Annotated in this window: 17 protein-coding genes and 1 pseudogene; 9 read left to right on the top strand and 9 right to left on the bottom strand. The window is 45.6% G+C overall.

Going from position 1 to position 25,159, the window contains the following annotated elements; all coding sequences use genetic code 11:
- The first annotated feature begins 1 nt into the window (after position 1).
- Positions 2-2,050 (top strand): iron ABC transporter permease, encoded by a 2,049-nt coding sequence (locus EC604_RS03120; protein WP_429349978.1) that lies wholly within the window; start codon positions 2-4, stop codon positions 2,048-2,050.
- 115 nt (positions 2,051-2,165) lie between these two features.
- On the opposite strand, the gene EC604_RS03115 is transcribed toward EC604_RS03120, so the two are convergent.
- Both EC604_RS03115 and EC604_RS03110 read right to left on the bottom strand, forming a co-directional pair.
- Positions 2,166-3,341, bottom strand: a complete 1,176-nt coding sequence (locus EC604_RS03115; protein WP_123062685.1) for an aminotransferase class I/II-fold pyridoxal phosphate-dependent enzyme — start codon at positions 3,339-3,341, stop codon at positions 2,166-2,168.
- 94 nt (positions 3,342-3,435) lie between these two features.
- Positions 3,436-5,508, bottom strand: coding sequence for a methyl-accepting chemotaxis protein (locus EC604_RS03110; RefSeq protein ID WP_123062684.1), 2,073 nt, complete (start codon positions 5,506-5,508; stop codon positions 3,436-3,438).
- Positions 5,509-5,716: 208 nt separating this feature from the next.
- Between EC604_RS03110 and EC604_RS03105 the strand changes: the two genes are divergently transcribed.
- Positions 5,717-6,745, top strand: a complete 1,029-nt coding sequence (locus EC604_RS03105) for a hypothetical protein (RefSeq protein ID WP_123062683.1) — start codon at positions 5,717-5,719, stop codon at positions 6,743-6,745.
- A 49-nt stretch (positions 6,746-6,794) separates the two neighbouring features.
- Here the strand turns inward: EC604_RS03105 and EC604_RS03100 are convergent.
- Both EC604_RS03100 and EC604_RS03095 read right to left on the bottom strand, forming a co-directional pair.
- Positions 6,795-7,492, bottom strand: a pseudogene (locus EC604_RS03100) (SDR family NAD(P)-dependent oxidoreductase).
- Positions 7,493-7,724: 232 nt separating this feature from the next.
- On the bottom strand, positions 7,725-8,096 hold the full coding sequence (locus EC604_RS03095) for a winged helix-turn-helix transcriptional regulator (RefSeq protein ID WP_123062682.1): 372 nt from the start codon (positions 8,094-8,096) through the stop codon (positions 7,725-7,727).
- A gap of 198 nt (positions 8,097-8,294) precedes the next feature.
- Between EC604_RS03095 and EC604_RS03090 the strand changes: the two genes are divergently transcribed.
- Positions 8,295-8,825 (top strand): NAD(P)H-dependent oxidoreductase, encoded by a 531-nt coding sequence (locus EC604_RS03090; RefSeq protein ID WP_123062681.1) that lies wholly within the window; start codon positions 8,295-8,297, stop codon positions 8,823-8,825.
- 127 nt (positions 8,826-8,952) lie between these two features.
- Here the strand turns inward: EC604_RS03090 and EC604_RS03085 are convergent, their stop codons facing one another.
- Together EC604_RS03085 and EC604_RS03080 are read right to left on the bottom strand one after the other, a co-directional pair.
- Entirely contained in the window at positions 8,953-10,518 is a 1,566-nt protein-coding gene (locus EC604_RS03085) for a glycoside hydrolase family 43 protein (protein WP_123062680.1), read from the bottom strand.
- A gap of 32 nt (positions 10,519-10,550) precedes the next feature.
- Complete coding sequence (locus EC604_RS03080) at positions 10,551-12,488, bottom strand: carbohydrate-binding protein (RefSeq protein ID WP_275670017.1); 1,938 nt, start codon at positions 12,486-12,488, stop codon at positions 10,551-10,553.
- Positions 12,489-13,366: 878 nt separating this feature from the next.
- On the opposite strand from EC604_RS03080, the gene EC604_RS03075 reads away from it, so the two are divergent.
- From EC604_RS03075 to EC604_RS03065, 3 genes are all read left to right on the top strand, one after another.
- Positions 13,367-13,726 carry a hypothetical protein gene (locus EC604_RS03075; protein WP_123062679.1) on the top strand — a complete coding sequence of 120 codons (360 nt, stop codon included), beginning with the start codon at positions 13,367-13,369 and terminating at the stop codon, positions 13,724-13,726.
- Between the two features lie 36 nt (positions 13,727-13,762).
- Complete coding sequence (locus EC604_RS03070; RefSeq protein WP_123062678.1) at positions 13,763-14,896, top strand: exosporium glycoprotein BclB-related protein; 1,134 nt, start codon at positions 13,763-13,765, stop codon at positions 14,894-14,896.
- Positions 14,897-15,059: 163 nt separating this feature from the next.
- Positions 15,060-16,004: a DUF5050 domain-containing protein gene (locus tag EC604_RS03065; protein WP_123062677.1), complete on the top strand. Its 945-nt coding sequence runs from the start codon at positions 15,060-15,062 to the stop codon at positions 16,002-16,004.
- A gap of 153 nt (positions 16,005-16,157) precedes the next feature.
- On the opposite strand, the gene EC604_RS03060 is transcribed toward EC604_RS03065, so the two are convergent.
- On the bottom strand, positions 16,158-21,137 hold the full coding sequence (locus tag EC604_RS03060) for a discoidin domain-containing protein (protein WP_123062676.1): 4,980 nt from the start codon (positions 21,135-21,137) through the stop codon (positions 16,158-16,160).
- 501 nt (positions 21,138-21,638) lie between these two features.
- Positions 21,639-22,451: an alpha/beta fold hydrolase gene (locus EC604_RS03055; protein WP_161556843.1), complete on the bottom strand. Its 813-nt coding sequence runs from the start codon at positions 22,449-22,451 to the stop codon at positions 21,639-21,641.
- 148 nt (positions 22,452-22,599) lie between these two features.
- Between EC604_RS03055 and EC604_RS03050 the strand changes: the two genes are divergently transcribed.
- Positions 22,600-23,211: a hypothetical protein gene (locus EC604_RS03050; RefSeq protein ID WP_123062674.1), complete on the top strand. Its 612-nt coding sequence runs from the start codon at positions 22,600-22,602 to the stop codon at positions 23,209-23,211.
- Positions 23,212-23,342: 131 nt separating this feature from the next.
- On the opposite strand, the gene EC604_RS29825 is transcribed toward EC604_RS03050, so the two are convergent.
- Positions 23,343-23,501 carry a hypothetical protein gene (locus EC604_RS29825; RefSeq protein ID WP_161556842.1) on the bottom strand — a complete coding sequence of 53 codons (159 nt, stop codon included), beginning with the start codon at positions 23,499-23,501 and terminating at the stop codon, positions 23,343-23,345.
- Between the two features lie 183 nt (positions 23,502-23,684).
- Between EC604_RS29825 and EC604_RS03045 the strand changes: the two genes are divergently transcribed.
- Together EC604_RS03045 and EC604_RS03040 are read left to right on the top strand one after the other, a co-directional pair.
- A complete protein-coding gene (locus EC604_RS03045; RefSeq protein ID WP_275670016.1) occupies positions 23,685-24,224 on the top strand; it encodes a DJ-1/PfpI family protein in 540 nt (179 codons plus the stop codon).
- 47 nt (positions 24,225-24,271) lie between these two features.
- Positions 24,272-24,667 carry a hypothetical protein gene (locus EC604_RS03040; protein WP_123062673.1) on the top strand — a complete coding sequence of 132 codons (396 nt, stop codon included), beginning with the start codon at positions 24,272-24,274 and terminating at the stop codon, positions 24,665-24,667.
- Positions 24,668-25,159 lie beyond the last annotated feature (492 nt).

Below are 25,159 nucleotides of genomic sequence, written 5' to 3'. Positions count from 1 at the left end.
TCTGACTCAACAAGGAACGAAGCCAGCCACGAACTGGCGTATGATAAGCATCTATGGGGGCGGTCTTACCGCCCTTATCGTGCTTTTTTTTGTAAGTCTGTGTTATGGGGAAGCGGCCATTTCGTTGCATGATGTTTGGGGCGCGCTTACAAATAGACAAGGTACGCTCGAACATAATATGGTATGGGATTTGCGTATGCCGCGTACGGTGATCGGTATTCTGGCAGGGGGTGCGCTGGCTGTTGCGGGGGCGTTGTTGCAGACCATTACTCGCAACCCGCTTGCAGCCTCAGACACGCTTGGAATTAATGCGGGCGCGTATTTTGTTGTGGTGCTCGGTGCCATTCTTTTTCCATCTTTACTCAGCCAGTCACCGTTTCTTTTTGCCGCTATGGGCGGATTGGTTGCGGCGTTCGCAGCTTATTTTATGGGCGGTGGGCGTACGTCAACGCCGGTACGACTAGCATTATCGGGTATGATCGTGTCCATGGTGCTAGGTTCATTTACAAGTGCCTTGCATATTTTTTTCTCGATGGAAACTCAGGGTTTATTCCTGTGGGGGTCGGGAACCCTTGTCCAGAATGACTGGACAGGTGTGAACTACGTCTGGCCTTGGGTCACAGGTGTAACGCTGCTGGCTCTGATTCTGTCCAAACAGTGGGATATGCTGGAGCTGGATGAATCAACCGCATCTTCTTTGGGCCAGAGAGTTGGACTTGCTCGAACAGGTGGGCTGATCATTGCCGTTATTCTGGCTGCAGTGATCGTCAGCGTAATTGGGCCGATCGGCTTTGTAGGTCTGGTTGCTCCACATCTGGTTCGTCTGAGTGGTGTTCGCTCCAATCGGCTTTTGATTCCAGGTGTATTCATCTGGGGGGCAGCGTTGCTCGTAGGTGCGGATGTCCTTGCTAAGATGATACACAACTCCAGTATGGAATTGCCAACTGGTGCTGTGATGGCGATTATTGGTGCACCATGGCTTATCTGGCTCGTGCTGACTCGAATGAAAGCAGGAAATGGTGCTGGCATGACGACATCGATGAGTACGGGGGGGCTTGTACGCCGTTTTGCCTTCACGCCTATCGCTACTCTGTTTTCTGCCATTACGATCCTATTGCTGTTGCTCAGTACGATGTTCGGTGGAATGCGTATTCCACTAGCCGACCTGCTGCCGAGTTTGTTTCAGTCGGATGGGTTATTCTCCGGAATTGTGCAGCTTCGTATCCCGCGTACTTTGGTGGCTGCAGGGGCAGGGGCGGCTCTCGCAATCAGCGGGGTGCTGATCCAGATGGCCGTTCGTAATCCACTGGCGGATGCATCGATTGTAGGTGTATCTTCCGGCGCAGGACTTGGTGCCATGATGGTATTCATTCTATGGCCTGGGCTGCCTATGTATGTGTTGCCTGTTGCCGCTATTGCAGGTGCCGCCATTGCGGCTGCGGTCGTATTCTCGCTTTCTTGGAAAAAAGGCTTGAATCCTTCCGCTGTTGTATTGCTGGGGATTGCCATGTCGGCCATTGCTGGCGCAGGTATTCAGATTCTGATCGTACGAGGTGCCGTGTATGGCAGCAGCGGTTATATCTGGCTGACAGGCAGCACGTATGCCCGTACATGGGACCAAGTCAAAGTAATCGGTGTATTCCTGCTCATTTTGGTGCCAGTGGCTTGGTGGCTTGCTCGCAAATTTGAACTGCTTGTCTTTGACGACAACAGCGCTTCCGGGCTTGGGGTGAATGTACGTCGCACTCGCTTGCTGGCCATGACTGTAGGAGTACTGCTCGCGGCTGGCGCGGTCGCTTGTGTTGGAACGGTTGGATTTATTGGTCTGATTGCACCACATATGGTTCGGCTGCTGACAGGACACAAACTGAGACAGTCGATGTTTCTGTCCGCGCTCGCTGGAGCCGTGATGCTGGTGCTCGCAGATACGATTGGCAGAACGGTGATGGCGCCAACGGAAATACCGTCAGGCATTCTCATTGCGATCATCGGAACACCATACTTCTTGTATCTGATGTACCGATCGAACTGGCGCAAAGCAGTGAAGTGAAAGTGGATGTGAAAAAGCACCAAACCCGGTTTCAGAAGGGTTTGGTGCTTTTATTTTTGTTTCAAAACCAATCTGTATCACATGTGACATAACAGCTCATCATAGCTCATCAATCCTACTTTTCAGGAATTAGCATACAGCTCGCTTCTACGTAGTGAAGGGCTTGTTGCAGTTGTTCCATATCCTGAACGAGTGCAAGTCTGATGTAACCTTCACCTGAAGGCCCAAAGGCACTGCCTGGGGTAACAATGACACCTGCCCGTGTGACGAGATCAGTAGTAAATTGCTCGGAAGTGTCGTAATGTGCGGGAATGCGTGTCCAGATGAACATCGTAGCTTCGGGTTTGCTAATCGGCCATCCCAGCTTGGCGAAACCTTCACACAGCATATCCCGTCGTTCTTCATAGACGGATCTTACCCGCTCCACATCGCTTTGATCACCCGAGATGGCTGCTATTGCTGCCTTCTGAATCGGGATAAACATGCCGTAATCCATATTGGATTTCAGCTTTTTCAGCATGGAAACAACAGCCGAATTTCCCATACAAAAACCGATTCTTGCCCCAGCTAGTCCGTACGTTTTGGACAAGGAGTTGAATTCAATCCCTACATCCATGGCACCGGGAAAGGCCAGAAAACTACCGCATGTTTGTTGGTCAAACACAAGCTCGCTATACGCGTTATCATGCAATACGATAATATCGTATTTTTTGGCAAAAGCGATTAAATCCTCGTAAAAGGAGTCCGGAGCCATCGCTGTTGTTGGATTGTTCGGATACGATACAAGCATGAACTTAGCCCGTTCGGCTATTGCCTCAGGGATGTCTTGCAATTGGATAACATAATGATGTTCCTCTTTTTGCGGCATATAATATAGTTCAGCCCCAGCCAGAAGGGGGCCATCTGCAAACACCGGATAACAGGGATCAGGTACCAGAACAAGATCACCTTCATCGACAATCGAGAGAGAGATGTGCGCAAGTCCTTCCTGCGAGCCGAGCAACGAGCAGATTTCTGTCGCCGGGTTCAACTCGACTTGATATCGCTGCCTGTACCAGTCACTTGCCGCCTGAAGCAGTTCCTTCTGATCGTTCACAGCATAGATGTAATTAGCCGGATCAGCGGCGGCTTCACCGAGTGCTTTCATAATGTGCGGAGCTGGCGGGATATTTGGTGTTCCGACGCTAAGATCGATGACGGGTTGCCCGTTCTCCAACCGGCGGCGCTTAATGTCCAGCAACTTGGTGAAGATGCCTTCACTAAAGTGATCCATTCGTTTTGCAAATCTCATGATAAGTCCATCAGCCTCCAGTGCTCTTCGTACACAACTATTTTAATAATAAATGGATCGCGTACAAAAGAGAAGAGCAGGAGGGCAGCACAGCTTATTCCACTTTAAAATGACTCAGTTCTTCCTGCAGTCTAGCAGACAGTTGATTCAACTCATTGGACAGATCGGCCACTTGTTGAATACTTTCCAGTTGTTCCTGTGTGCTTGCGCTGACTTCTTCCGTTGAGGCAGAGTTCTCTTCCGTAGTGGAGGAGATAATCTCCAGGGCCTGGAAAATCTCATCTTTGTGCTGATGCACACTAGAGGTGCTGTTCGTGATCTGTGCCATACGAAGCTTCAGTTCTTCCAAATCTTTATTGATGTTGTAGAATACCTGCTTGGTATCTTCTACAGACTTGGTGTTCTCTTCGGCAATTTTCATTCCTCGCATCGTGTGTTCTACAGACAAGGATGTTTTTTCTTCGATGACACTTACTTTTTTGTTAATCTCCTCTGTAGCCAGAGCTGTTTGTTCTGCGAGTTTACGAACTTCTTCTGCAACGACAGCGAATCCTCGGCCATGTTCCCCGGCGCGTGCAGCTTCAATAGAAGCATTAAGGGCAAGCAGATTGGTCTGAGAAGCAATTTGTTTTACCGTATCTACAAAACTGGAAATCTCATTCCGGCTCTGATCAATCTCTTGAATAATGGAGGAGATGGATTGAGTAGAACTGTGGTTCTCCGCTGACCATTTGGACAGTTGCTCCACTACCGCGAGTCCTTGACCGCTTTGATCAACAGAGGTTTGCACCATGGACCCCATCGCTTGTGCATCAGCAGCAATTTCATCAATTTGGCTTGATAATGAGCCTGTTTTACGTAAAATGTTCTCCGTCTCAATCGACTGATAATTGGTTGCATTCGCAATCTCATTGATCGCCGTAGATGTATCGTTCATGGTTACAGCGGTTCTGGAGGATATTGACTGCAAGTCATTGGATGAATGATTCAGCACTTGAGCTGAATTGCCAACAATCTTCAACATGCCTTGAATCTTCTGCACCATGGAATTCAGGCCAGTCGCAATTTGTCCAATCTCGTTATTGGATTTGATATCCAGTTCAACGGTTAAATCACCTTGCTCAATCTGTTTGATCTTACTCAGTAGCTGCGGGATGGTGCGCAATAGACGACGAAGCGTAATATAACTGATAATGACCAGAAGAATTGCAGCTGCCGTGAACCCGCCAAGGGTAATCCAGGTGAATGTTCTGAGCTCTGCTAAGACTTCCTTCTCCGTAATCGTCAGACCTACAGACCATCCGGTGTCTTTACTGGTTGCATACCCGATGTAACGACGTTCCCCATTGTCGTTTATCAGCTGTATGCCGGATTCACCAGCAATCATTTTTTTACCGACTTCTCCCATATCACCTGTAATGTTCTTGATATTTTCCTTCAGTACTTTACTCTCGTCCGGATGATACAGAATATCCCCATTCTTGGATAACAATATGGAATAACCTGTGCTGCCCAGAGAGTAACTCTCCATAATACTCGGGATATTACTAAACAGAATATCTGCTGCGGCGAAACCGATCATGTTGTTGTTATCATCCTTGATTGGATAGAAAATACCCATGAGCACTTTGCCTGCCGAAATGTCAATGTACGGATCGGAAAAGTAGAGTCCATCGGCGTCTTTGACCGGTTGGTAGTAAGGACGTGCCTGGATATCGAAATCCGGTGCGGAAACGACACCGTCATTTTGCAGCCAGAAGCCTTTACCATCCATGCCAGCAATCCAAGCATCGTTGAAGGAAGGCTCTGCCTCTACAATCTTAGCCAGTGTATCCCTTGTTTCTGCAGCATAAGTAGAAGTGGCTGCTTCTGCCGCTGATTTCGTTGTTTCTATGTATTGCCTGAATAATTGGTTAGTGGACATTTGTTTAACCAGTGAGCCTTTTTCTTTAAATAGTGCGTCGAACTCACTGACAATGGCTTGTGTTTTAGTCTTGAGCATGGCTTCTTGCTGTTGCACCAGTATGTTTCTTGTGCTTGTAAACATGAATGTTCCGAGTACAGCGAATACGACAACAATGATGACGAGCAGTACAGCAGCGAGAGTATTGGCCATACTGGAAGTCCGCGCGCCTGTTTTCCCCCGTTTTTTTAGAATGTTTAACATGGTTCCATCTCCCCAGATTCTTAATAAGAAGTTCCCAACTCCTGAGTTATATGTCGGCATATAATATAGATTTATGTATATTTTTGTCGAATGAAAAAAAATTTAATGAAGAGCCAGAACATCGTTGGGTGGTTCGTTTAGGGAAGGTTGTTTATAATGGAATGGAGTTAGGATAGGATGTAAACCAAACAGAATGGGAGGATGGAAAATGACCTCGATTTGGCATGCTTCGATACAGGGAATGCCATGGAATGAAGAGAAAATGAACCAGGCCGTGCAGCATTTGCGCCGCAGGGCGACGGTTCATTTTCGTGTTGGGGTGGATACGTATGAGAATTTGGCCGAATTGGACATGAACGTTTTCGCAGCCAGGTCTGATCTGATTCTCCATATTTCGAATGCGGATCCTAAAGCGGAGTATCCACCGAGCTTTCTTGGGCGATTAGCGCAGTTGAAACATGTATCCGCTTTACAGCTTGACTGTCCACAGGTGCAGGATCTGACGATTCTGGGAGCGTTGGAACAACTGGTTTTCCTAAGAGTGAATTCACCCGCCAAAGCGATCGATCTGAGTTTTATTGAGCACTACAAACAATTAAGGTATCTTGAACTACACGGTAAATGTAAAGGCATGACCGCGATAAGAAAATGTCAAAGTCTAGAGACCGTCATTCTGAATTGTCCGGTGGACTGCCTTGAGATATTAACAGAATTGCCGAAGCTACAGTTTTTGTCCCTTGATCATTGTGAGTTAAAGAGCGAGCTGGAGGTACTGGCACAGTCCACCATTTCTATGCTTAAGCTTAGCTCGGTGCGGAAACTGATGAGTATCCAGGGACTAGAGCAGATGCACGGACTTGAGTATTTGCATGTATCCTTGCCGAAGCTGGAGCAATGCTGTGATTTCTCGCAGATGCCCCGGCTCAGACAGATTGAACTGGTTTACATGAAGTCGCTTCAAGATATCGAGTGCTTATGGACAGCCCGTGCACTGGAGGTCTTGGAGTTGAAAGAGATTAATACAGCCCTCAAAGCAGTATCTTTTGCTAGAATGGCAGAGCTTGAGCAGCTTCGGCAGGTGGATTTCCGTTTTATTGACTTTAATAAAGGGCGCATTGCAGCCATACGGGAACAGCTGATCCAACAGGGGAAGTCACATATCATCTATGAACATATTCCTGAACAACAACGAGTACAATCGATGGCGATCGAACATTTATCCCAATATTTAATGTGAAGAAACGTGAATTCAATCAAATCCAATCAAATCCAATCTATCCTTCTTACTACGTATTCATATCCGTAAGGGCAGGGACGTTAATCTCTTTCACACAGGCTGCATTGGACAGGCTGACGATACACCGGACAATTGAAACCATGTCTTGAAGCGGAATGCGTGTCCCGCCATACTCGGATAGTGCGCGTTCCATTCCTTCTTCATAGGGAATCCCTGCTGCCAGTTCTCCCGGATTAATGCACGTTACGGCGATGTGATCCCGCCGGGTATGTTCTCTGAGCGCTTCTGTAATTCCACGGATGGCAAATTTGGAGGCAACAAAAGAAACCTGAGTGTTGCCCGCATTGCTTAAACCTGCTGTGGAGCGGCAGACTTGCGAAGCTGAGGCAGTAGAGCTTGAATGCATACAATGGTGGACGTTATGTTCACATGGATCAGCTCTTGAATATCGGAAGGCTCATCCTGATCAAAGGTGTAATGTTCTTCAAATCCTTCCTTTTCCCAAATACCTACGTTATATATAAGCACATCCAACGTTTCGTTGCGTAGCTGCTCTGCAATCTGTTTGGCAGCCTGAAGCTCCGAGAGATCGGCCTGAATCCATACGCGCTGTATACCGTCCTCCAGTTGCAGACTCTCGGGTTTGCTGCGGGATACAACCCACACTTTATCTCCTGCCTGCGGCACTCCGCGGACAAATGCGTCCCCCAATCCTTTACTGGCACCAAATACAATATATTTTTTCATACGTTAAAACCTCCTGATGACACAGTTTGGACCCATTACTCAAGCGTCCTGTTTGCTAAGGCAAAGGAGTTACTCAATGAGTGTGGTATAAGAGGAATCCAACCTACATCAAAATTAATAATCATAATGATAGTTTACTACATAGGTGGGATATGGAAGGTGAAGGTTACATGAGAGATGCTTCATTCTTAGAACTCCGTTTGTTCATATATAGAAGGGCAGGACTACGGGGCTATAAAATAACTTCATCGTTATTATCATCGGATAACAAAACAATGTCTTCCCCGCGTTGCTGCCTGAGCGCAATATTTTCTCTTCCCCAGGTACACATGACATCCACAATCGTATTTGCTGTGACACCATATTCCGTAAGACTATACTCGACCTTGGGAGGCATTTGCTGATAGACATGTCTTGTGACAAGACCATCACGTTCTAATTCACGTAATTGTTGAATCAGTACTTTTTGGGAAATGCCGGGCATGCTGCGCTCTAGTTCTCCTGTTCTTTTGACACCGGACATTAATAAACAGATGATGATAGCTTTCCACTTGCCGCCAATAATTTCGAGTGTGGCTTCAATGCCCAAACGATATTCCTTCATTCATATCACCTCGCTGTATTTATACGTGTTTACAGGGATAACTATTTATTTTCTCACAGTTACAAAGCAGAAGTCCATACACACCTTGAGGTAAGTATCTTACTTCATTGTGTGTATTTTCTTTTGGGGTGACGGGGTGGATAATGATCCGTAATCAAGAAAAGAAATCAATCTGTTTTGGAGAGAGGAAGGGATTAAATGGAAACACTGGTTATTTTGGCACATCCGAATATGACCACTTCAAGAGTGAATCGCCGCTGGAAAAAGGAGCTGGAGCAGCACGCAGAGCAGATACGTATTCATGAATTGTACGAAACTTATCCTGACTGGAACATCAATACTGCTCGTGAGCAGGAGTTGCTGGAGGCACATGATCATATTATTTTGCAGTTTCCGTTCTATTGGTACAGTTACCCGCCGCTGCTCAAAAAATGGCTGGATGATGTGTTCACGCATGGATGGGCTTATGGATCAGAGGGCAACCGATTGCATGGAAAGCGGATGGGACTGGCAATAACAATCGGGGATCAGCGGGAGAATTACGGAAAAGGACAACCGGTAGGTTGTAGTGTCGAAGAACTGACTGCACCATTCAAGGCAAGTATGAATCATGTGGGCGTTACGGCACTGCCGCACTATGCTGTCTTTGGTGCCTCATTTCAGGCAAGTGATGAAGAGATTGACCAAAGTGCTGTAGCGTATATTCAATATATTAAAGCGTTCAAGTGAGATATTTTTATAAAATAGTGAAAATGGCCTGGTTCCGCACATAGCGGAGTTCCAGGCCACAGTTGTACTTCAAGTGTACTTCAATTCGCAGTACTGATCCTAAAGATCAGCAGTACTTTCATCACGCTTACTCCACACGGAAGAAGTCAAAATCAGCATAGCCTCCGGTAGATTTGGTAGCGTAGTTAAACAATGCAAAGCGATAACCCATAAAGTGTGGCAACGTATACGACATCTGTAGCGTATTGCCAATGGTTGTCCAGTTCGTTCCATTCAGACTATAGGCGAAATAGGCTTTATCTGCCTGATTGGTGAAGTCACAAATGACCCGCAAATAAATTTTGTTCTGGTTCAGGGGCACACTTGCCACTTCAGTCATCGTGCCGGAACTGGCGTTTGTCATGACGATCGATTTGGTATTGCCTGTCATCTTGACGCCCACAAAACCATATCTGGCCTGAAAAGCGGCTAGGCCGGCATAATCGCCATCCTTCATACCTGCCGTTTCCAAGGCGGTAATGCCTGTACTTTTTGGCCCAAACGTGCGTTGTGTCAGCGTATTGCGAGCTTCCAATATATTTTTGCCGAGCTTGCCTGTGGTCAGCCGCATGAAGCCGGGACGCTGGCTCAAGGACCATTTCGACGGGTCAGGATTATGATTCCACTGCCAGAACTTCGAGAGAGTAGATGTGCCCGAAGGTGCATTAAACTCATCTGAACCGAAGATTTTAGCGGCTGGCTGTCCTTCCACAGGCATGTTCATTGTCAATGGAACTTTGCCATTCACCCCGAACACAGGCCAGTTATCCGACCAGGTTACCGGTACAAGATATGGAATACGCCCAACGGCTCCTCGGTCGCGAAACAGGAAACCGTACCATGCACCAGATGCGGTATCCACGATACCACCTTGCGCGATGCCCGAATCTCTGAGCACCACTTTACCAGTATACGGCCCTGTTAACGTATTTGCGCGATAGGCGAGCTGGATACGTCCATCACCGGAAGGCCAAGCAATCAGGAAGACGTAATACATGCCATTAATCTTCTGGATGTGCGCGCCTTCTGCTTTTACAATCATATTAGAGCCAGCGATATGACTGGCATTCGGGATCAGCACCTGGTTCAGACCGCCGGATTTCACAGCTTTGGCATCAGGCGTCAACTCGACAATGCTGATGTTATCACTGCCATGGACAAGAAACGTACGGTTCCCGTCGAAGAGCAGGGATGGATCGTGGTAATAACTGTTCAAAGTGTAAGGCGTCCAAGGTCCGGTTTCGATGTTGCTGGTCTGATAGATGTAAGTCCTTCCTGTGGAAAGCGAACCGAAGGCGACGTAATAGGTGCCATTGTTGTAGCGAAGGCTGCTGGCCCAAGAACCGCGCCCGTATTCGTTCTGACCGTTATTCAGGTTCTGTACATCACTGTTGCCGAGTGTGTCATATACATAGTTCACAATGCTCCAGTTGACCAGATCGGTTGACTTCATGACAGGACCGCCCGGGTTCATATGCATGGTGGTACTGGTCATATAAAAGGTATTGCCTACACGAATGACGTCACTGTCGGGTACGTCTGCATAAAGCACCGGATTGTTAAAGGTCGCCGCAGAGGCGGGCTGATGAGTTAGAGGCAATGCTGTCAACAGCAAGGGAATGGTGAGCAGAAGCGCTCCGATTTTTTTCCACATAACGATGCCTCCCTGAATGTCATGATCACAAATTATAGAGAGTATTCCAGATAATCAATGTAAGCATCCCAGGTTCCATTATCTGTTGTTACAACGAGCTTTACTTCCTGATTCCCCGTAGCATGTGTGATGTTTGAAAGCGTCTGCACCGTTGGTTGTGTTCCGGTAAAATAAAATGAACCTGCCGTTACACCGCCGATCACCAGATCGACACGGGCTGTACTGTTATTGTTGGAAGCGCCTCTTAGAGAGAACTGATGGGTTGGGAAAGCAAAGTATTGATTGTAAGACGCAGAATCATTGTTCGCATAGAGCGCCACGCCGTTAAAAGGAGAACTAATCAGCCCGGTATATTGACCGGCAAGGGTCATGCTCTCTGCTTCAACCCGAGTAACATCGGGATTGGGGTTCGGATTTGGATTAGGGTTACCTCCAGAACCGGAGGTGAACTGCCAATAATCCAGATTGAACAGGTTTCCGTTACCTGAGCCTGTAAACACCAAATACAGATGATGTCGTCCTGTCGTATTGGTAATATTGGTTTCGAGTTCACGCCAGTTCTGTACGCCACCCGTTGAAGTGACGTTAAGCGTGCCGATCAGTGTGCCTGTCGGGCTGCCAAGCCGGAGTTCAATGTTACCATTTCCGGTAGAAGCGACATTTGCCTTGAATTTCGATGCACCTGTTGAACCAAAATCCACATTGCTTACAGCGACCCAGTCCCCGTTATTGATATTCGTCACATTTTGGTTGGCTGTTGGTCCACCGCTTGCTTGAGTCGGCTGCGTATTGATGCCAGCTTGCCAAGCAATCGTCTCGGCTTCTACTCTGTTATACGGATTAAGGTTAGCTGTTTGAGGAACACCGGTCATGTTACCCTGTACTTCCTGAATTGATCCGTCCGCGTTATGCGTCAGCCTGTTGATGTGAGTAGAACGGTATCCTTTGCCATCACCGAGGAAGGCTTTGCTCACTGTTTGTGCATGATACGCAACATACCACTGGTTATTGAACTGGAACACGGCATGGTGGTTGTTGCCACCTACACCGAAGAACGTACCCGGATTTTTGAGGAAGTGTCCTTTGTATGTGAAAGGCCCCATGGGGCTGTCACTTACCATATATCCGATTTCACCTTTTGGGTAGGCTGCCGGATGGTTTCCAGCAAAGTTAATGCAGTACGAATAGTAATATTTGCCGTTGTACTTATGAATACCTGAATCTTCGAACATATAAGGTGCATCAATGGTCGTGGCACTGCCAACTACACTGGTCATGTCGGCGCCAAGACGAATAACACGCGCTGTTTTTGGATTTGCAATGGAAGCTGCATTATTTTCGTTCGGAATACCGCCGCCTGCATAAAGATAAGCGGAGCCATCGTCATCAACAAGTACAGCTGGGTCAAAGAGCCAAGTTACGCCCGACATGCCAGGCGTCCCATGTGTGACAAGTGCACGTCCGATAGGATCAGACCAAGGACCGATTGGAGAATCAGCAGTCAGAACACCGATACCTGCCCCTGAATTGGCGAAATACAGGAAAAATTTATCTTTGCCTGCGATCGTTTTCTTGGCCATCGCTGGCGCCCAGGATTGGCTTGCCCATCTGGCAATGCCTTGTCCATTGTTGGCATTGTTTGCACCGGCTACCGGAATGTAGCCGTGGTCGGTCCAGTTCACCATGTCAGCTGAGGAGATTACGCTGATTCTGCCGATGCTGCCGTAGTTATTTTCGCGGACAGAGCCGTCGTTGTTGTAGAGGAAGGTATCCCCTGTCATATACACGTAGACCCGGTTGTTGTGTACGAGCACGTAAGGGTCAGCTCCCAATTTGTGATCGACGAGCGGATTGGCATTCACAGGCGTTTTGGCAACGGCATTATTAGCTGCATGGCTGGACTCGGCGGGTAGAATGGAAAACACCAGAATTAGTGACATCAGCAAAGCTAATGGTTTACGGATGATCATGCGTTCGCCTCCATTGAATTAGTGTGGAATAGTGTGATTGGGTGTTACGCTAAATGGTTGAACAGAGTTGTTGGATGAGAGAGTTACAGTGAGAAGAAAAAGAAGAATGATGAGTTAATGTTCTTTATTACACCTCCTTTCAAAGATGAGATGGATGGTATCGTTCATGATGGTGATCTATGGCTTAAGCTAATCAACATGTACAGAAGAGATTGATTTACTGTAGCAAGTTGATAGCTGTCACCCGGGAATAGGGGGAGGAACTTGTGAGTGTGAAAAAAAGTGTATAATTTGTCCTGTTGTTTATTGTAATCGCTTTCAATAAAATGGTTTTAAAAGGGAGAAAGAAGAGTTGCGACTTGATTTTATGTAATTATTTTTCATTTTTGTTTTAAAATGTTTTTTTGTGATTGACGATATCATATCACATTTCTGCCACAATACAATCATTTTCTATCACAATTTGTAAGAAAAAGTGAGATAGGAGTTTGATTGCTTCAATCGCAACCTATCGTGCAACATATCAAGTGGGTAGTTTTCACAATTCACATGTTTTTATCATTCATTTGGCCAAGTTGAAGCAGTAGGTTTATTTAATGTTAAGAGTGACATCAATACGATCTATCCAATGCTGGCCGTAGCTCCTTCATTTCGTGAGGAACGGTCATTTTTGGGTTGAAATACATTCAGATTATACATATTTACAAGCTTTGTATGGATGAAATTTTAGATGTTAATGGTACTTATCGTTAGATAATGGTGAACTGTCCTCTGTCTATAGTCCACACCGCTGATCTAGTGAATGAATATGACTAATATGTGATCCATGATGCCAAGTAATGCTAGAGTAAGAGGTTCACAAAAGGTGGGATGGGAAAATGGCTATATTATCAACTGGACCGATCGAAAATAATGCTGTTTCCGGGGGTAGGCCGACGAAACAGGTAACGATCAGATTGGTGAGTCGGGCTGTTGCAGATGCGGTAAGTGTATCTGTTCAGGGGTATGTGCTGAGTACAACAAGAACGCTGTATGTAAGTGAATTGATCAGTATTGCACCTAATGAAGCAGTGACCCGAAATTATTTTGCAGATGTAGACGCCTTTGAATTTGAGTTTGGAGTAAGTAATGAACGTGTGGGAGAAGTCGGAATTTCAGTGTGGGGCAAAGATGCGTCAGGTCAATTGGTGGATGCACACCGGGTAGTGGAACACGAAAAAACAGTTAAAGATCTTTAGAAAATAAGACTTTTTTCGAAAGAAGGGAATGTAGCGATGAGCTTTTTATCGACAGGGCCGATCGAAAATAATGCTGTTAGTGGGGTAAGACCCACTCAATCCGTTACGGTTAGAATTGATAACCGCAGTGAAGTTACAGCCTCGTCTGTACAAATACAAGGGTATTATATGAGTGGCGGGTTGAGAGTTTTGTATGTCAGTGAATCTTTGGAGATCGCGCCAAATCAAGTAATAACGAACAACTACTTTGCTAATCTGGATGCCTTTGAATTCACGTTTACTACAACAGCGACGGTTAATGATCCTGTTCAAGTTTCCGTATGGGGAAAGAGCAGCACAGGCTCTTTGGTAACAGCACATCGTTTGGTTTCTTCCGAATTGCTTGGTACCCCTGGAGTCACAGGCGCGACAGGAGCCACCGGAGCAACAGGTCTGGCGGGAGTGACGGGTGCGACCGGAGCAACAGGTCTGGCAGGAGTGACGGGTGCAACCGGAGCAACAGGTCTGGCGGGAGTGACGGGTGCGACCGGAGCAACAGGTCTGGCTGGAGTGACAGGTGCGACCGGAGCTACAGGTCTGGCAGGAGTGACAGGTGCGACCGGAGCAACGGGTCTGGCGGGAGTGACAGGTGCAACCGGAGCAACAGGTTCCGGAGCTATTATCCCTTATGCATCAGGACTGCCAGCTTCGTTAACTACAGTACTGGGCGGACTTTTAAATACCTCCAGCCTGGTTGGTTTTGGTAATAATGCATCTGGAGTATCGATTAACGGCGGAGTTATTGATCTCACAGGTGCTGCAGGAACCTTGCTTAACTTTGCTTTCTCGGCATCCCGTGCGGGGACGATTACTTCACTGGCTGCTTATTTTAGCACGACAGCGGGACTTAGCTTGGTCGGCTCTACAATAACGCTGACGGCACAATTATTCCGTTCCACTACACCGAATAATACCTTTACGGCTGTACCAGGAGCAGTTGTAACTTTGTCACCAGCACTGACAGGCGTATTGTCATTAGGCACGATCTCCAGCGGGTTGACTACAGGTTTGAGTATCCCGGTAGCCGCCGGTGACCGTTTGCTTATGGTCTTCTCTGCATCAGTAACCGCCGGACTTGATGTGGCTTCAACGATTGCCGGATATGCAAGCGGTGGTCTAACCATCACTTAACGAAATTTCTATAATATATGATGTGCAAAAATCAGAGCCTCTTGCCATTATGGTGGGAGGCATTTTCTAATTACAGCGAGAATTTGGAGTGAAATGATTGTTCTATTTACGAATCCAATTTACAATAGCGATGTAGGAAAATACATATTTTAGGGAGAAGAAAATGAGAAGAAAGTGGTTAGTGGCGTTATTAAGCGTGATCATGTTGTTTGGTGTTGTACCTGCATACGGGGCTGAGGATTCCGGTAAAACTTTAGTATGGGAAGGTTATGAAGATGACGGAGATTTGATGGGCATCAACGTTACAACATTCACAGGTAATAAAAGCAAAACAGAGTCTATATTCCCTAAGCAAGTTTCAGATGTGAAATGGGTTGGAGAGTGGATATATTTTCTGATTGAAAATGAGCAAGACCCTTGGAATCGACAGATGGCTAAAATTAAGAAAGATGGTTCGACATTAACCTTACTGAACAAAGAGGATAATTTTGCAAGGTTTACTGTTGTAGGGGATACGATTTATTTTGTTAAAGATGAAAGGACTGCGGAAACGCTTGATGCGTTGTCTTTTGGCTCAATGAGAACAGATGGTTCAAACGAACAAACGATATTGTCTAAATCTCCTTTTTATAATTTTAAAATAAACAACGGATATATCTATTATACAAACAGGGATAATGACAAGTTTTATCGTATGAATTTAGATGGTACAGGGTTGAAGAACTTATCTTCTAAAGGTGTGGAGTTATACGAATTTTATGGGAATGTTATGTTCTTTTTGGAGATCGTAGACGGAGGCTATAGTTACAAAGGTCATTTTTCCGATTTAAATGCAAGCATAAACAAAACATTTGCCTCTAAAGAGTATATTGATCCCGTAGCATATATAAATAATAAGTTTTATTATCGAAGTTTTTCGGTAGACAAGAATGGCAATAATAAGAGTGACTTGTATATTTATAATCGTTATACAGGCAAGAAGAACAAGCTGCGTTCTTTAGACGCAAATGATCGATTTATAGGTACAGTAGGGGATGGTCTTGCACTCCTATCGTTTGAGAAAGGTACGATTTATAAGCTTGGATATGATGGTAAAATCAAAAAGTAATGATTAGCCTAACGATGTGGCAGTTTACCATATATCACAAGGAAACAGGGATCTCTTGCCGATCGTGGCTTGAGGTCCCTGTGCTTTTTTACATCTTTAGTTATGAGATGTGCTAAATATGAGTCTTTCAAGGTTTAGCATAGCTTCAGCGTATCAACGGTACAGCTTCAATTCAGCAATAGACCACCACCATTCGGCAGTGTCAGCAGTCAAAGCGATTTTGACATATCGTGCCTTCTGGTTCGTGAACATCACGGAGATGACAGGATCTGTGCCCACAGCATTTGAAACCATATTCCATTGCTCGCCATCCGTCGAAGTGACGATTTTAAAACTGCGGGCGTAGTCATTGGTACTGCTGCCTGAATCCATAGTTAACCGGCTGAAATTCTGGATGCTTCCCAGATCGATCTGAATCCACTGGTCTGTTTGTTGTCCAGATGCAGAGGTCCAGCGTGAGTTCAGATTATCGTCCAGCAGTGCGCTAACGTCTTCAGACGTGGAAGCTGTCACTGTCCAAGACGTCCGATCCAGTTCGGTAGGCAACAGCTCATCCTGTTCTCCGGGTGTCCAAGGCGTCTGATCAGCGGTATAAACTGCGATTTCAGCTACAGACCACCAGTGAGAGTCCGTTCCAGTCTGAACTATTTTGATATAGCGGGCCTCATGAGGAGGGAATGCAATGGATAGCATGGCATTTTTCCCTTCACCTGTAGCTACAGTTTTACCCCAATCCATGCCATCCAGAGAGGTGAATACTTCATAACCACGAGCATAATCATCACCGCTGTGAGCACTATCCAGTACAATCCGGTTCACCGTCTGTGAGTGGCCCAGATCCAGTTGAAGCCATTCGCCGCCTGTTTGTGTCTGGCCGGAAGTCCAGCGTGTTTGGTCCGAGCCATCCAGTATCGACGATGAAGCTTCGTTACCTGAAGACGCTGTGACGGACCATGCATCCGGAAGCAGACGTTTTTGTTTTCCTGTTCCATAGTGCTGAACGAACAACTCAGAGACCGACCACCATTGGTCGGATTCACCCGTCTGCACGATCTTCACATAACGTGCCTGCTGCTCAGAGAAGGAGATGGAGAGACGTCCTGACACGCCTTCACCTCCTGCAATAGATGTTCCCCAGTTTTGCCCGTCATCGGACACAAAAACGCGATATTGCCGTGGATAGTCATCCTTGGCATTCCCCGGGTCCAGCTCTACCGCGTCAAAAAGACTCGTTTGCCCTAGATCAATCGTAATCCACTGTCCGCCCGTTTGCTTTCGTCCGTTCGTCCATAACGTCTCTTTTTTTCCATCCAGCATGTGAGCTGCGACATCCGTTCCTTGTGTGGAGGAAGCGGTCACGTTCCAGGTTGACCGATCAGGCAACGGGACTGGAGCTGGATTTGGATGCTCAGGTGCTTGAGCCGATTTCCCAAATCGGGCAAGCTTGAGTTCCGAGATGGACCACCAACTGTCTGCGGGAGCAGTCAATACAATTTTGATATAACGCACAGTCTGCATCCCCAAATCGACGGACAGGCTTGGAGATGAGCCTGTTCCCTGTGCAATCGGCTTGCTCCAGTTCTCATCGTCTTCCGAAACGTAAACTTCATACCCGTGGGCATAATCACCCCAGTTATTGCCGGAGTTCATAAAGAGTGTATCCATCATCTGCTCGCTGCCCAGATCAATATGGAGCCAGTCTCCAGGCTGTTGCGTTTGTCCGGATGACCAGCGGGTAGCCAAATCTCCATCAATCATGCGTTCCACTGCTTCCGAACTGGAGGAGGCGGTAATCGTCCATGTGCTGCGATCCAGATAAGTAACGCCTTGTGAAGCATCTGGCTGCTTGACTACCGTATGCTCCAATGGATTGACCTTCACTTGAGCCTTCGCATATACAGTAGCTGACCCTAAAGCCCCGCTCGCATTATAAAAGTGAACCGTTTTGGCGGTATCGGACGGATTCCAGATTTGTGCTGTGTAGACGCCGTCCTTTTCGTAGACAGTTACTGCCGGAGAATCAGCCCAAATATCCATTGTACGTGTTCCTGTGGATGCCATACTATGCATGAACCAGTAGGCGTTAAAGACTTCGTTTTGCTGCATCTCTTTGGTATCCCACTTCGCAAGAGCAGCCTGTGGGTCCCCGATGGATTGGAAAGGCCAAATGATGTGCTGCCATGTGCGCTCCTGCTGACCACCAAGATCCTTGATCAGACCGTTGTAGAGTGCCGCGGTATTCTTCGGATCACGGCCATAATAGGTCATCCACTCCGCCGGCGGCAGCCAGTGAATGCCGTAAATATGCTCTGCGTCGTTGGAGAAGTACGTGCCATACAGGTAAGCACTGCCGTATACATGACCTACAGTAGCGTGTTTGTATCCTTCTAGCCAGTTGTCTCCATCGTAGTTGAACCAATATTGCTCAGCCGCTTTTTCCTCGGTGACAAAGCCCCAGATGCCTGTATCGCGATAGGCTTTATTCCCTGTTACCTCGCCCCACATATATTGCCCGACCCAACTGAACAGAGCTTCGCCTGCAGCTTCCTGATTGTTTCCGCTGCGATTGTCGGCATAACCGCCCGCCCAGGAATGGCCTGCATAAGGATCAAAATTACGCATCCATGGGAATTGATCGTCTGTGCGCGAAGGATTGGCATAATCCCGGATCAGCAGTTCAACCATATCGCCATAATCCTGTACAAAAGTTGGATCATACATAGCCAACACCGCAGATGCAAAGACGTAATAGCCGTACGTAAAATGATGATCCGTCAGCCCGGTATTGACCCCGAACCCGCTTCCATAAGGGAAAATCGTTCCCCATTGCTCCGAATAATAAAAATAATAGGAGTGCAGACGTTCATCCGGTGAATAGGTGTACCAGTCGGTCAAAATGCTTCTTAACAGGGACAGGTAGTGGTCCCGTCGTTCGTGATCACCAAGCTGATCGCTAATGAGCACACCGAGCGCAAGCGGATGAAGCTTTTTCCCCTGCCAGTACGGATCTTCACTCATTACATTGCCTGACGTATCCGCATCAAGCTGGTCCAGATAACTGATTAATTGCGCGCGTGAGTATGTCGGATCATCCGGCTCCACAAATTGCGGAATAATGCCGTAGAAACGATCCTGTGTCGTAAAACTGTTGCCTTCGCTCACTTTCATCATTCCACGAATGGAAGGATACGTGAGCTCCGTGAGTGGAGTTGTTGCAATTTTCCACTGGTGCGGAAACAAAGCCATTAATGTGTTCGCTGAAAAGTTGGCACGCTTCGTTTGTGTAACGGAATTGAAGGTCGTTGTAACTTGTGAAGTGCTCTCGTTATAGTCGTAGTTCACCTTCGTATCCGTCACAAAAGCATAGGCATGCTGGTAATAGTATGCTAATTCTGACGCAGACGGCAGGGTAGCCAGCGATAAATAATTTCCGCTTGATCCCAGCTTAATCTTAAGTGTATTGCCAAGCTTTATAACTGTGGTTCCTTCTGTTGCATAAAGGCCATAGTTTTTTATAAAGGTTTGCGGCGAAGGTGCTCTGTCCTGATTGGTGACTTCTACACCGATGTGATCCCCAGTCCAGGATTCCCCATCCTGCAGTACAATCTCACGGTTTTGATCATCAAAGAGGCGTGTGATGTTCGGTGAACGGAGCAGGATGGTGTCCGGGTTCTCGAACGTGTTGTACAGGAAAGGGGAGCCTTTGACAAAGGTTGTATTGACCTTCGCCGTGTCATCATCACTCATGATGATGTTTGCGGAATAATCCCCGTATCCTGCTACCTTGGTATTGACCTTGGCCGGGTTCATATTGCTTGTCGTCAGGATAAGGTCAGCTTCACCATCGGCATCCATCGAGTTGCCGTCAGCAGAGAGGTATCCCGCACCAGGATTCAAAATATGAAGCCCTTGCTTGGTGTATCGGTTTTTGAACGGAAGTGTAACCAGACTGTTTCCATCTCCTAAATCCGAAACGAGAATCGACTGCCACCAGTCATTGGATGGAATCGGCGCGGTAATGTCGGCTGTGCGATTTTTCGGGTTTTTCGGTTGCAGCATGGTGATGTCATTAATGGCGTAACTGCCAGCCCCAACCTGTACCGAAGACATTTCAGGCAGGGTCGGAATGGTATAGACCGGTTTTTCATCACCTTGAATATACTCATACACATCAAAGGCATATAGTGAATAGCCGTTGGTTGTACCTCGGCCAAGTCCTGCGAACTTTACATATCTGGCTTCTGCATACACAGGAATGTCATCTCGTCCACCGTTGCTGTGTAACTCTCGAACCAACGTAGTCCATTGCTTTGCGTCGTTGGATACTTGAATGTCATAAGCACGTCCAAACGCATTTTCCCATAGCAGCGAAATTCCACCGATTTCATGAGGCCTGCCAAGGTCCACAACAATCCATTCCTGATCCTTGTAAATGGAAGACCAGCGTGTACCTGGGTCACCATCCGTCACATTGCGCGCTTCATAATTGCGCTTCTCCATCTTGGCCTTGTCTTCGGCGGAGCGGCTAGGTTCATCTATCTCTTCCGACGATGCCATAACCGATTTACCAAGGGCAAGGTTGACGGCAACTGGCTTTGGAGGCGGATTTGCTCCGCCCGTTCCATACACATCGAACGCGTACAGAGAAACACCGTAGGCTTGCTGTGCCCGTTCATGACTGAATAAACGCACATATCGTGCATCGGCGGAAACCTCCACTTCCGTCAAACCGCCCTGACCCTTCGTTGTGGAGTATACTTGCTCCCAGTTAACTTCGTCATCCGACACTTCAAGGTCGAAAGCGGATGCATAAGCATTTTCCCACTGAATCGAAATGTTCGAGATGGAGGCAGATGCGCCAAGGTCAACATAGATCCACTGAGGGTCCTGCTGCCATGCACTTTCCCATCGGGTATTTAGGTTTCCATCCACGGCAAGATCGGCTGTATTCCCACCAAGGGATGAGGAGCTATACACCGGTCTGTTCAGGGATAAGAGATATGACCCTTCTGCTGCAGCGTTCGCTGCCTTGCTTGGCCATAGCGGCAAGCTGCTAACCAACAATAGCATGGATAACAGCAAGTTCACGCAGATGCTGCGTTTGTTTCGTTGGTGACTCCTTCGTCCCTTCATATCTTCTTCTCCTTTGTTAGCTCTTGTCCGTTCACCAGACAGAATTTTCTCTTTTTTTCCTAACAACCTGTTATATGTATGATTCTGTTCTCCCGTGCCGCATTCCTGAGATCGATTTCAGGTTGAAAACATGGGGTAAGCGGATGTTCATTTGTTGTATATCGATCATTGGGAGTGGATTATAAAGTTTTTTTAATCGTTTTCGTAGAAAAAGAGACATATGTCCTACAGGAGGCAAGCGTGGTGTGTAACTATGAAATGCCGAATTAGGATTACGGTCCGATAGCAATATCATATTTCTTTCTGCTGTTATCTAAGTGGAATATGCTTCTTCCTCAAGCACATCTGATCGAGGCAGGTTGTTTACAGGGAAGTCAAAAAGCTCGCTTATCGCGAGCTTCAAGATTTTCTATAGGAAAGATTGAAGTAGGTCATTAAACATGAATTAACGGTTATCTTTACAAAAACTTATTTTACAGAGCAACCCCGATACATAAGTTATTACTCTAGCATAGAGATGATTGCTTGCTGCACAAGCTCAGGTTGTTCAAGGTACACATAGTGTCCTGAGCCTTGCGCAGTGACATGAGTAGCCTGATTAGACAAGGATGCTAAATCTTGTTGCATTTCAGCCCATTTGATTTCCATTTCTGGACCCATGCCGTGTTCTGTTGCAGAGATTACAGTTAATGGTAAATTTCTCAAAGCATCCTTCGAACGCAGTTTTTCAATGTATTTAAAGCTCTTGGTCACTTCCGCGTAATTTCCCTCCGCAGTAAACTGTGATTGATACATTTCAATAAATTCGGGTGGCAAGGTTGCCAAAACAGCTTCCTCTTGCTTTTCGTGAGAAGCATCGATCAGCACAGCTCCTGCAACTTCATTAGTATAACGGTCAGCAAATCCTCTCACATTTAATCCGCCAATGCTGTGTCCTACCAGTACATATGGACCTGGAATATTAGCCTTTCGAAGTAGCTTATGTAACTCTTTCACCTGTTGTTTTGTTGTTTTATCTTTGGTAGTATCGTCACTAAGGCCGAGTCCAGCACGATCATAAGAAACAGTTAACGTTTTTTGGGATATCTCGGATTGGATACCAGACCAGACGGATGAATCGTCACCATATCCGCTAACGAAAACAACGGTAGGAAGAGACGTTTTCACTCCTTGAATATTCGCATACAAGGCAACCCTTGTACTTACTTCATAGAGCCCGCTAGAGCCAACCTGATTCGTTTTCCCTTCTGCAAGTGGAGCTGTCATCAGAAAAACCAGGCAAAAACTTAGAGATAAAGATAGCCAGCGTTTCATCATACATACCCTCCTAATGTAGGAATGATTAAGATATTCATTCATATTAGAGTATATCCTTCGAAGGTAAAAATGTAAATAATTATGTTAATTATATAAAATTTTAATAAATATTGTGCAATCTAAAATTGAGCCTTGGAGGAATACTATGAAGCATGCTTACCTTGTTTTATTGTTCGTAGCGATGTGGCTCACTAGTGCATGTGAACAATCTGATCGTAGTATGAACAAAGGGGACCATGGGGCTTCTGCTACTCAGACAGGGACGGACACGATCCACAATCTAAGTATAACTACTTTGGATACTGAAAAGGCTTATGAACTCTGTGCAGAGGCTTTATCTGGATATTACAAAGCCATATGGAACGGTCTGGAATTTGACGTTAGTAGATATGTAGATAATCAGAATTTCCAACGTTATACGGAAAAAAAGATTAAATCACAATATAATCTTTTTCGGAAGAACAACCTAACCTATAACCAAGTAAAAGAGGTCAAGATGGATGCTGAAAAAGTAGACATTGTTGAAGGAGAGCAAAATGTTTACTATCTAAAAATGAATGCACGTATTATAAAGGATGTAGGTGAATATGCGGAGTCTACCGAATTCTTGGTACAAGATCTGAAAGGCAAGTTAGTTATTGTGGACTGGTATACATCTGGAAAGGATAGTTACGATTCCATTATGCGTGGGGAGAGTCAGGTGATTAATAATCCTGCCATCTGGGAGAACAGTGAATGGGCAGGTAAATTGAAATAGTGGATAGGTAAGAGCCGTGATCCTTGTTATTTACTACACCCTAGCTTCAAAACGTGAAATCTGTGTTATGGCCTTCAGGCTGTCGGTAGCGTATAAACAAGAATTAGTCTCCGAATGTAGGCTCTTTTGCTTCATCTGCTTGGCCCTGCAGTATATTGCACGATCAGTGATTCGGCGTCAATGGTCACCGTAAGATCGAAAAAATGGTCGCTGTGTCCCTTTCTCCAGTCCTCAGGAATATCTTCGGAATAAAACCAGAAGCGAAGCAGTCGCCGCTCTACATGTTTCATGATATGACTCCGGCATAGTCGTTCACCTCTCAGACACATGGATTTCTTCATATTCTCCACTATATCTGATATGTGTATTTTGAAACAGGACGAACAAGCCATATCAAGAACATTTTCATTTATTTTAGTAGGGACATTTCCGGAATTATTTCTCTTTTCATTCTTTTCTATTTTTCAAAATAAATGAAAGCAGGTGTAAACATTAATACTCATGTCTTAATTTACGATGGATTTGTCAATTTCGAAATCATGCTGGCAACCTATCTAATGAAAACGCAAGGGGAAATTATAACAGTGGGTTTAAGTTCCGAGATGGTCAATTCCCACGAAGGTTTTGCAGTTAAACCCCAAAAAGATATAAATGAAGTAGATTGGGACGAAGTAGAAGTACTTATTATTCCAGGAGGAGATATTGGAGCAATTGAAGGGAATAAGCAACTAATATCAATTATCAAGAAGTTAGATATTAACCGAAAGTATATTGGTGCTATATGTTCAGCAGTGGAACTTATTAAACAAGCAGGGATTTTAGAAGGAAGAGAGTATACTGACAACCATACAAACCATGTCGATACATATAAAGTTAGTCGAAATATAATAACTGCAAAAGCTAATGGATATGTAGATTTTGCGATTGAGTTAGGGAACATGTTGAACATTTATTCCGACAAAGAAGATTATAATGAAACCGTTAGATTTTTTAAGTATTTTGAAAATAATTAGCGTATGTTTATAGTTCTTTTAATATGAACAAAAAGGAGTGTGGAAAAATGGATATTCAAAAAGCTACGGAAGAAAAGCTTGAACGTGCAATGCAAATGGGTGTTCCAATCGATGCTTCAATTCTTGAGGATCTTATACAAAAAAATTTACTTACTGAAGAGGCGGTCCAACGTTTATCAGCTCAAAAAAATTATGACAATAAAGAGGCTGGAGAAAATATAGTTCCAGTGCGTATTTCAGATGATGTTATGAATATTATCGATGATTTAATTACAAGTGGCCATATAAACAGTCGCTCTGAAGGCGCTCTATATTTAATAATGTTAGGTATAAAAAGCCATTATTCTTTCTTTAATCAACTCTCAAAAGAGGTAGTGGTTATGGAAGAACAGCAGAAAAAAATTAAAAACCTCATCGAGAATTCATTCATACTTCCAGAGTGACTGACCTTCCTACCTCAAGCCTTAGAAGGAATCGAATTAAGTCTATAGAATGAATTCGCGAATTGTAATCACTGACGAATGCCTAAATCATAATTGAGCATATTTATTCAAATATCCGCAATGCCAAAGAGCCCGCGTTCTTCGCAGGCTCCTTGTTTTATCGAGGAAACGTTATTCATCTCTGCCGCCATTTCATTCCCTCATAACTGATTCAGTTGCTCGGCTTCCGGAATATAGCTTCACATTCGAGAATCCGGCTTCACGAACCGTTCCTCTAATGCTTCAACGCCTGATCCACAACCATTTTCACCAAGCGCATCTTTCCGAAAATAGTTAAGGCCTCTGGAACATGTCCGGCCCTTCGAGTATTTAAATTGAAGAGGTTTGAAACCACGACATGTGCCTTCACTAAATAAAATTGCCAACCAAAGCCCGTGAAAAAGTACGGCCTTTGGTTGGCAATTACGTTAATCGACAGTTGATTAATTAGGA

Origin of the sequence: Paenibacillus amylolyticus (assembly GCF_003719335.1) — a bacterium.
Classification (GTDB): domain Bacteria; phylum Bacillota; class Bacilli; order Paenibacillales; family Paenibacillaceae; genus Paenibacillus; species Paenibacillus amylolyticus_D.
This window is presented reverse-complemented; position numbering and strand designations above follow the sequence as displayed.

Coding starts and splice junctions, on each gene's coding strand:
- EC604_RS03115 (WP_123062685.1), bottom strand. CDS start 3,341: ATGAGATTTGCAAAACGAATGGATCACTTTAGTGAAGGCATCTTCACC.
- EC604_RS03110 (WP_123062684.1), bottom strand. CDS start 5,508: ATGTTAAACATTCTAAAAAAACGGGGGAAAACAGGCGCGCGGACTTCC.
- EC604_RS03105 (WP_123062683.1), top strand. CDS start 5,717: ATGACCTCGATTTGGCATGCTTCGATACAGGGAATGCCATGGAATGAA.
- EC604_RS03095 (WP_123062682.1), bottom strand. CDS start 8,096: ATGAAGGAATATCGTTTGGGCATTGAAGCCACACTCGAAATTATTGGC.
- EC604_RS03090 (WP_123062681.1), top strand. CDS start 8,295: ATGGAAACACTGGTTATTTTGGCACATCCGAATATGACCACTTCAAGA.
- EC604_RS03085 (WP_123062680.1), bottom strand. CDS start 10,518: ATGTGGAAAAAAATCGGAGCGCTTCTGCTCACCATTCCCTTGCTGTTG.
- EC604_RS03080 (WP_275670017.1), bottom strand. CDS start 12,488: ATGATCATCCGTAAACCATTAGCTTTGCTGATGTCACTAATTCTGGTG.
- EC604_RS03075 (WP_123062679.1), top strand. CDS start 13,367: ATGGCTATATTATCAACTGGACCGATCGAAAATAATGCTGTTTCCGGG.
- EC604_RS03070 (WP_123062678.1), top strand. CDS start 13,763: ATGAGCTTTTTATCGACAGGGCCGATCGAAAATAATGCTGTTAGTGGG.
- EC604_RS03065 (WP_123062677.1), top strand. CDS start 15,060: ATGAGAAGAAAGTGGTTAGTGGCGTTATTAAGCGTGATCATGTTGTTT.
- EC604_RS03060 (WP_123062676.1), bottom strand. CDS start 21,137: ATGAAGGGACGAAGGAGTCACCAACGAAACAAACGCAGCATCTGCGTG.
- EC604_RS03055 (WP_161556843.1), bottom strand. CDS start 22,451: ATGAAACGCTGGCTATCTTTATCTCTAAGTTTTTGCCTGGTTTTTCTG.
- EC604_RS03050 (WP_123062674.1), top strand. CDS start 22,600: ATGAAGCATGCTTACCTTGTTTTATTGTTCGTAGCGATGTGGCTCACT.
- EC604_RS29825 (WP_161556842.1), bottom strand. CDS start 23,501: ATGAAACATGTAGAGCGGCGACTGCTTCGCTTCTGGTTTTATTCCGAA.
- EC604_RS03045 (WP_275670016.1), top strand. CDS start 23,685: ATGAAAGCAGGTGTAAACATTAATACTCATGTCTTAATTTACGATGGA.
- EC604_RS03040 (WP_123062673.1), top strand. CDS start 24,272: ATGGATATTCAAAAAGCTACGGAAGAAAAGCTTGAACGTGCAATGCAA.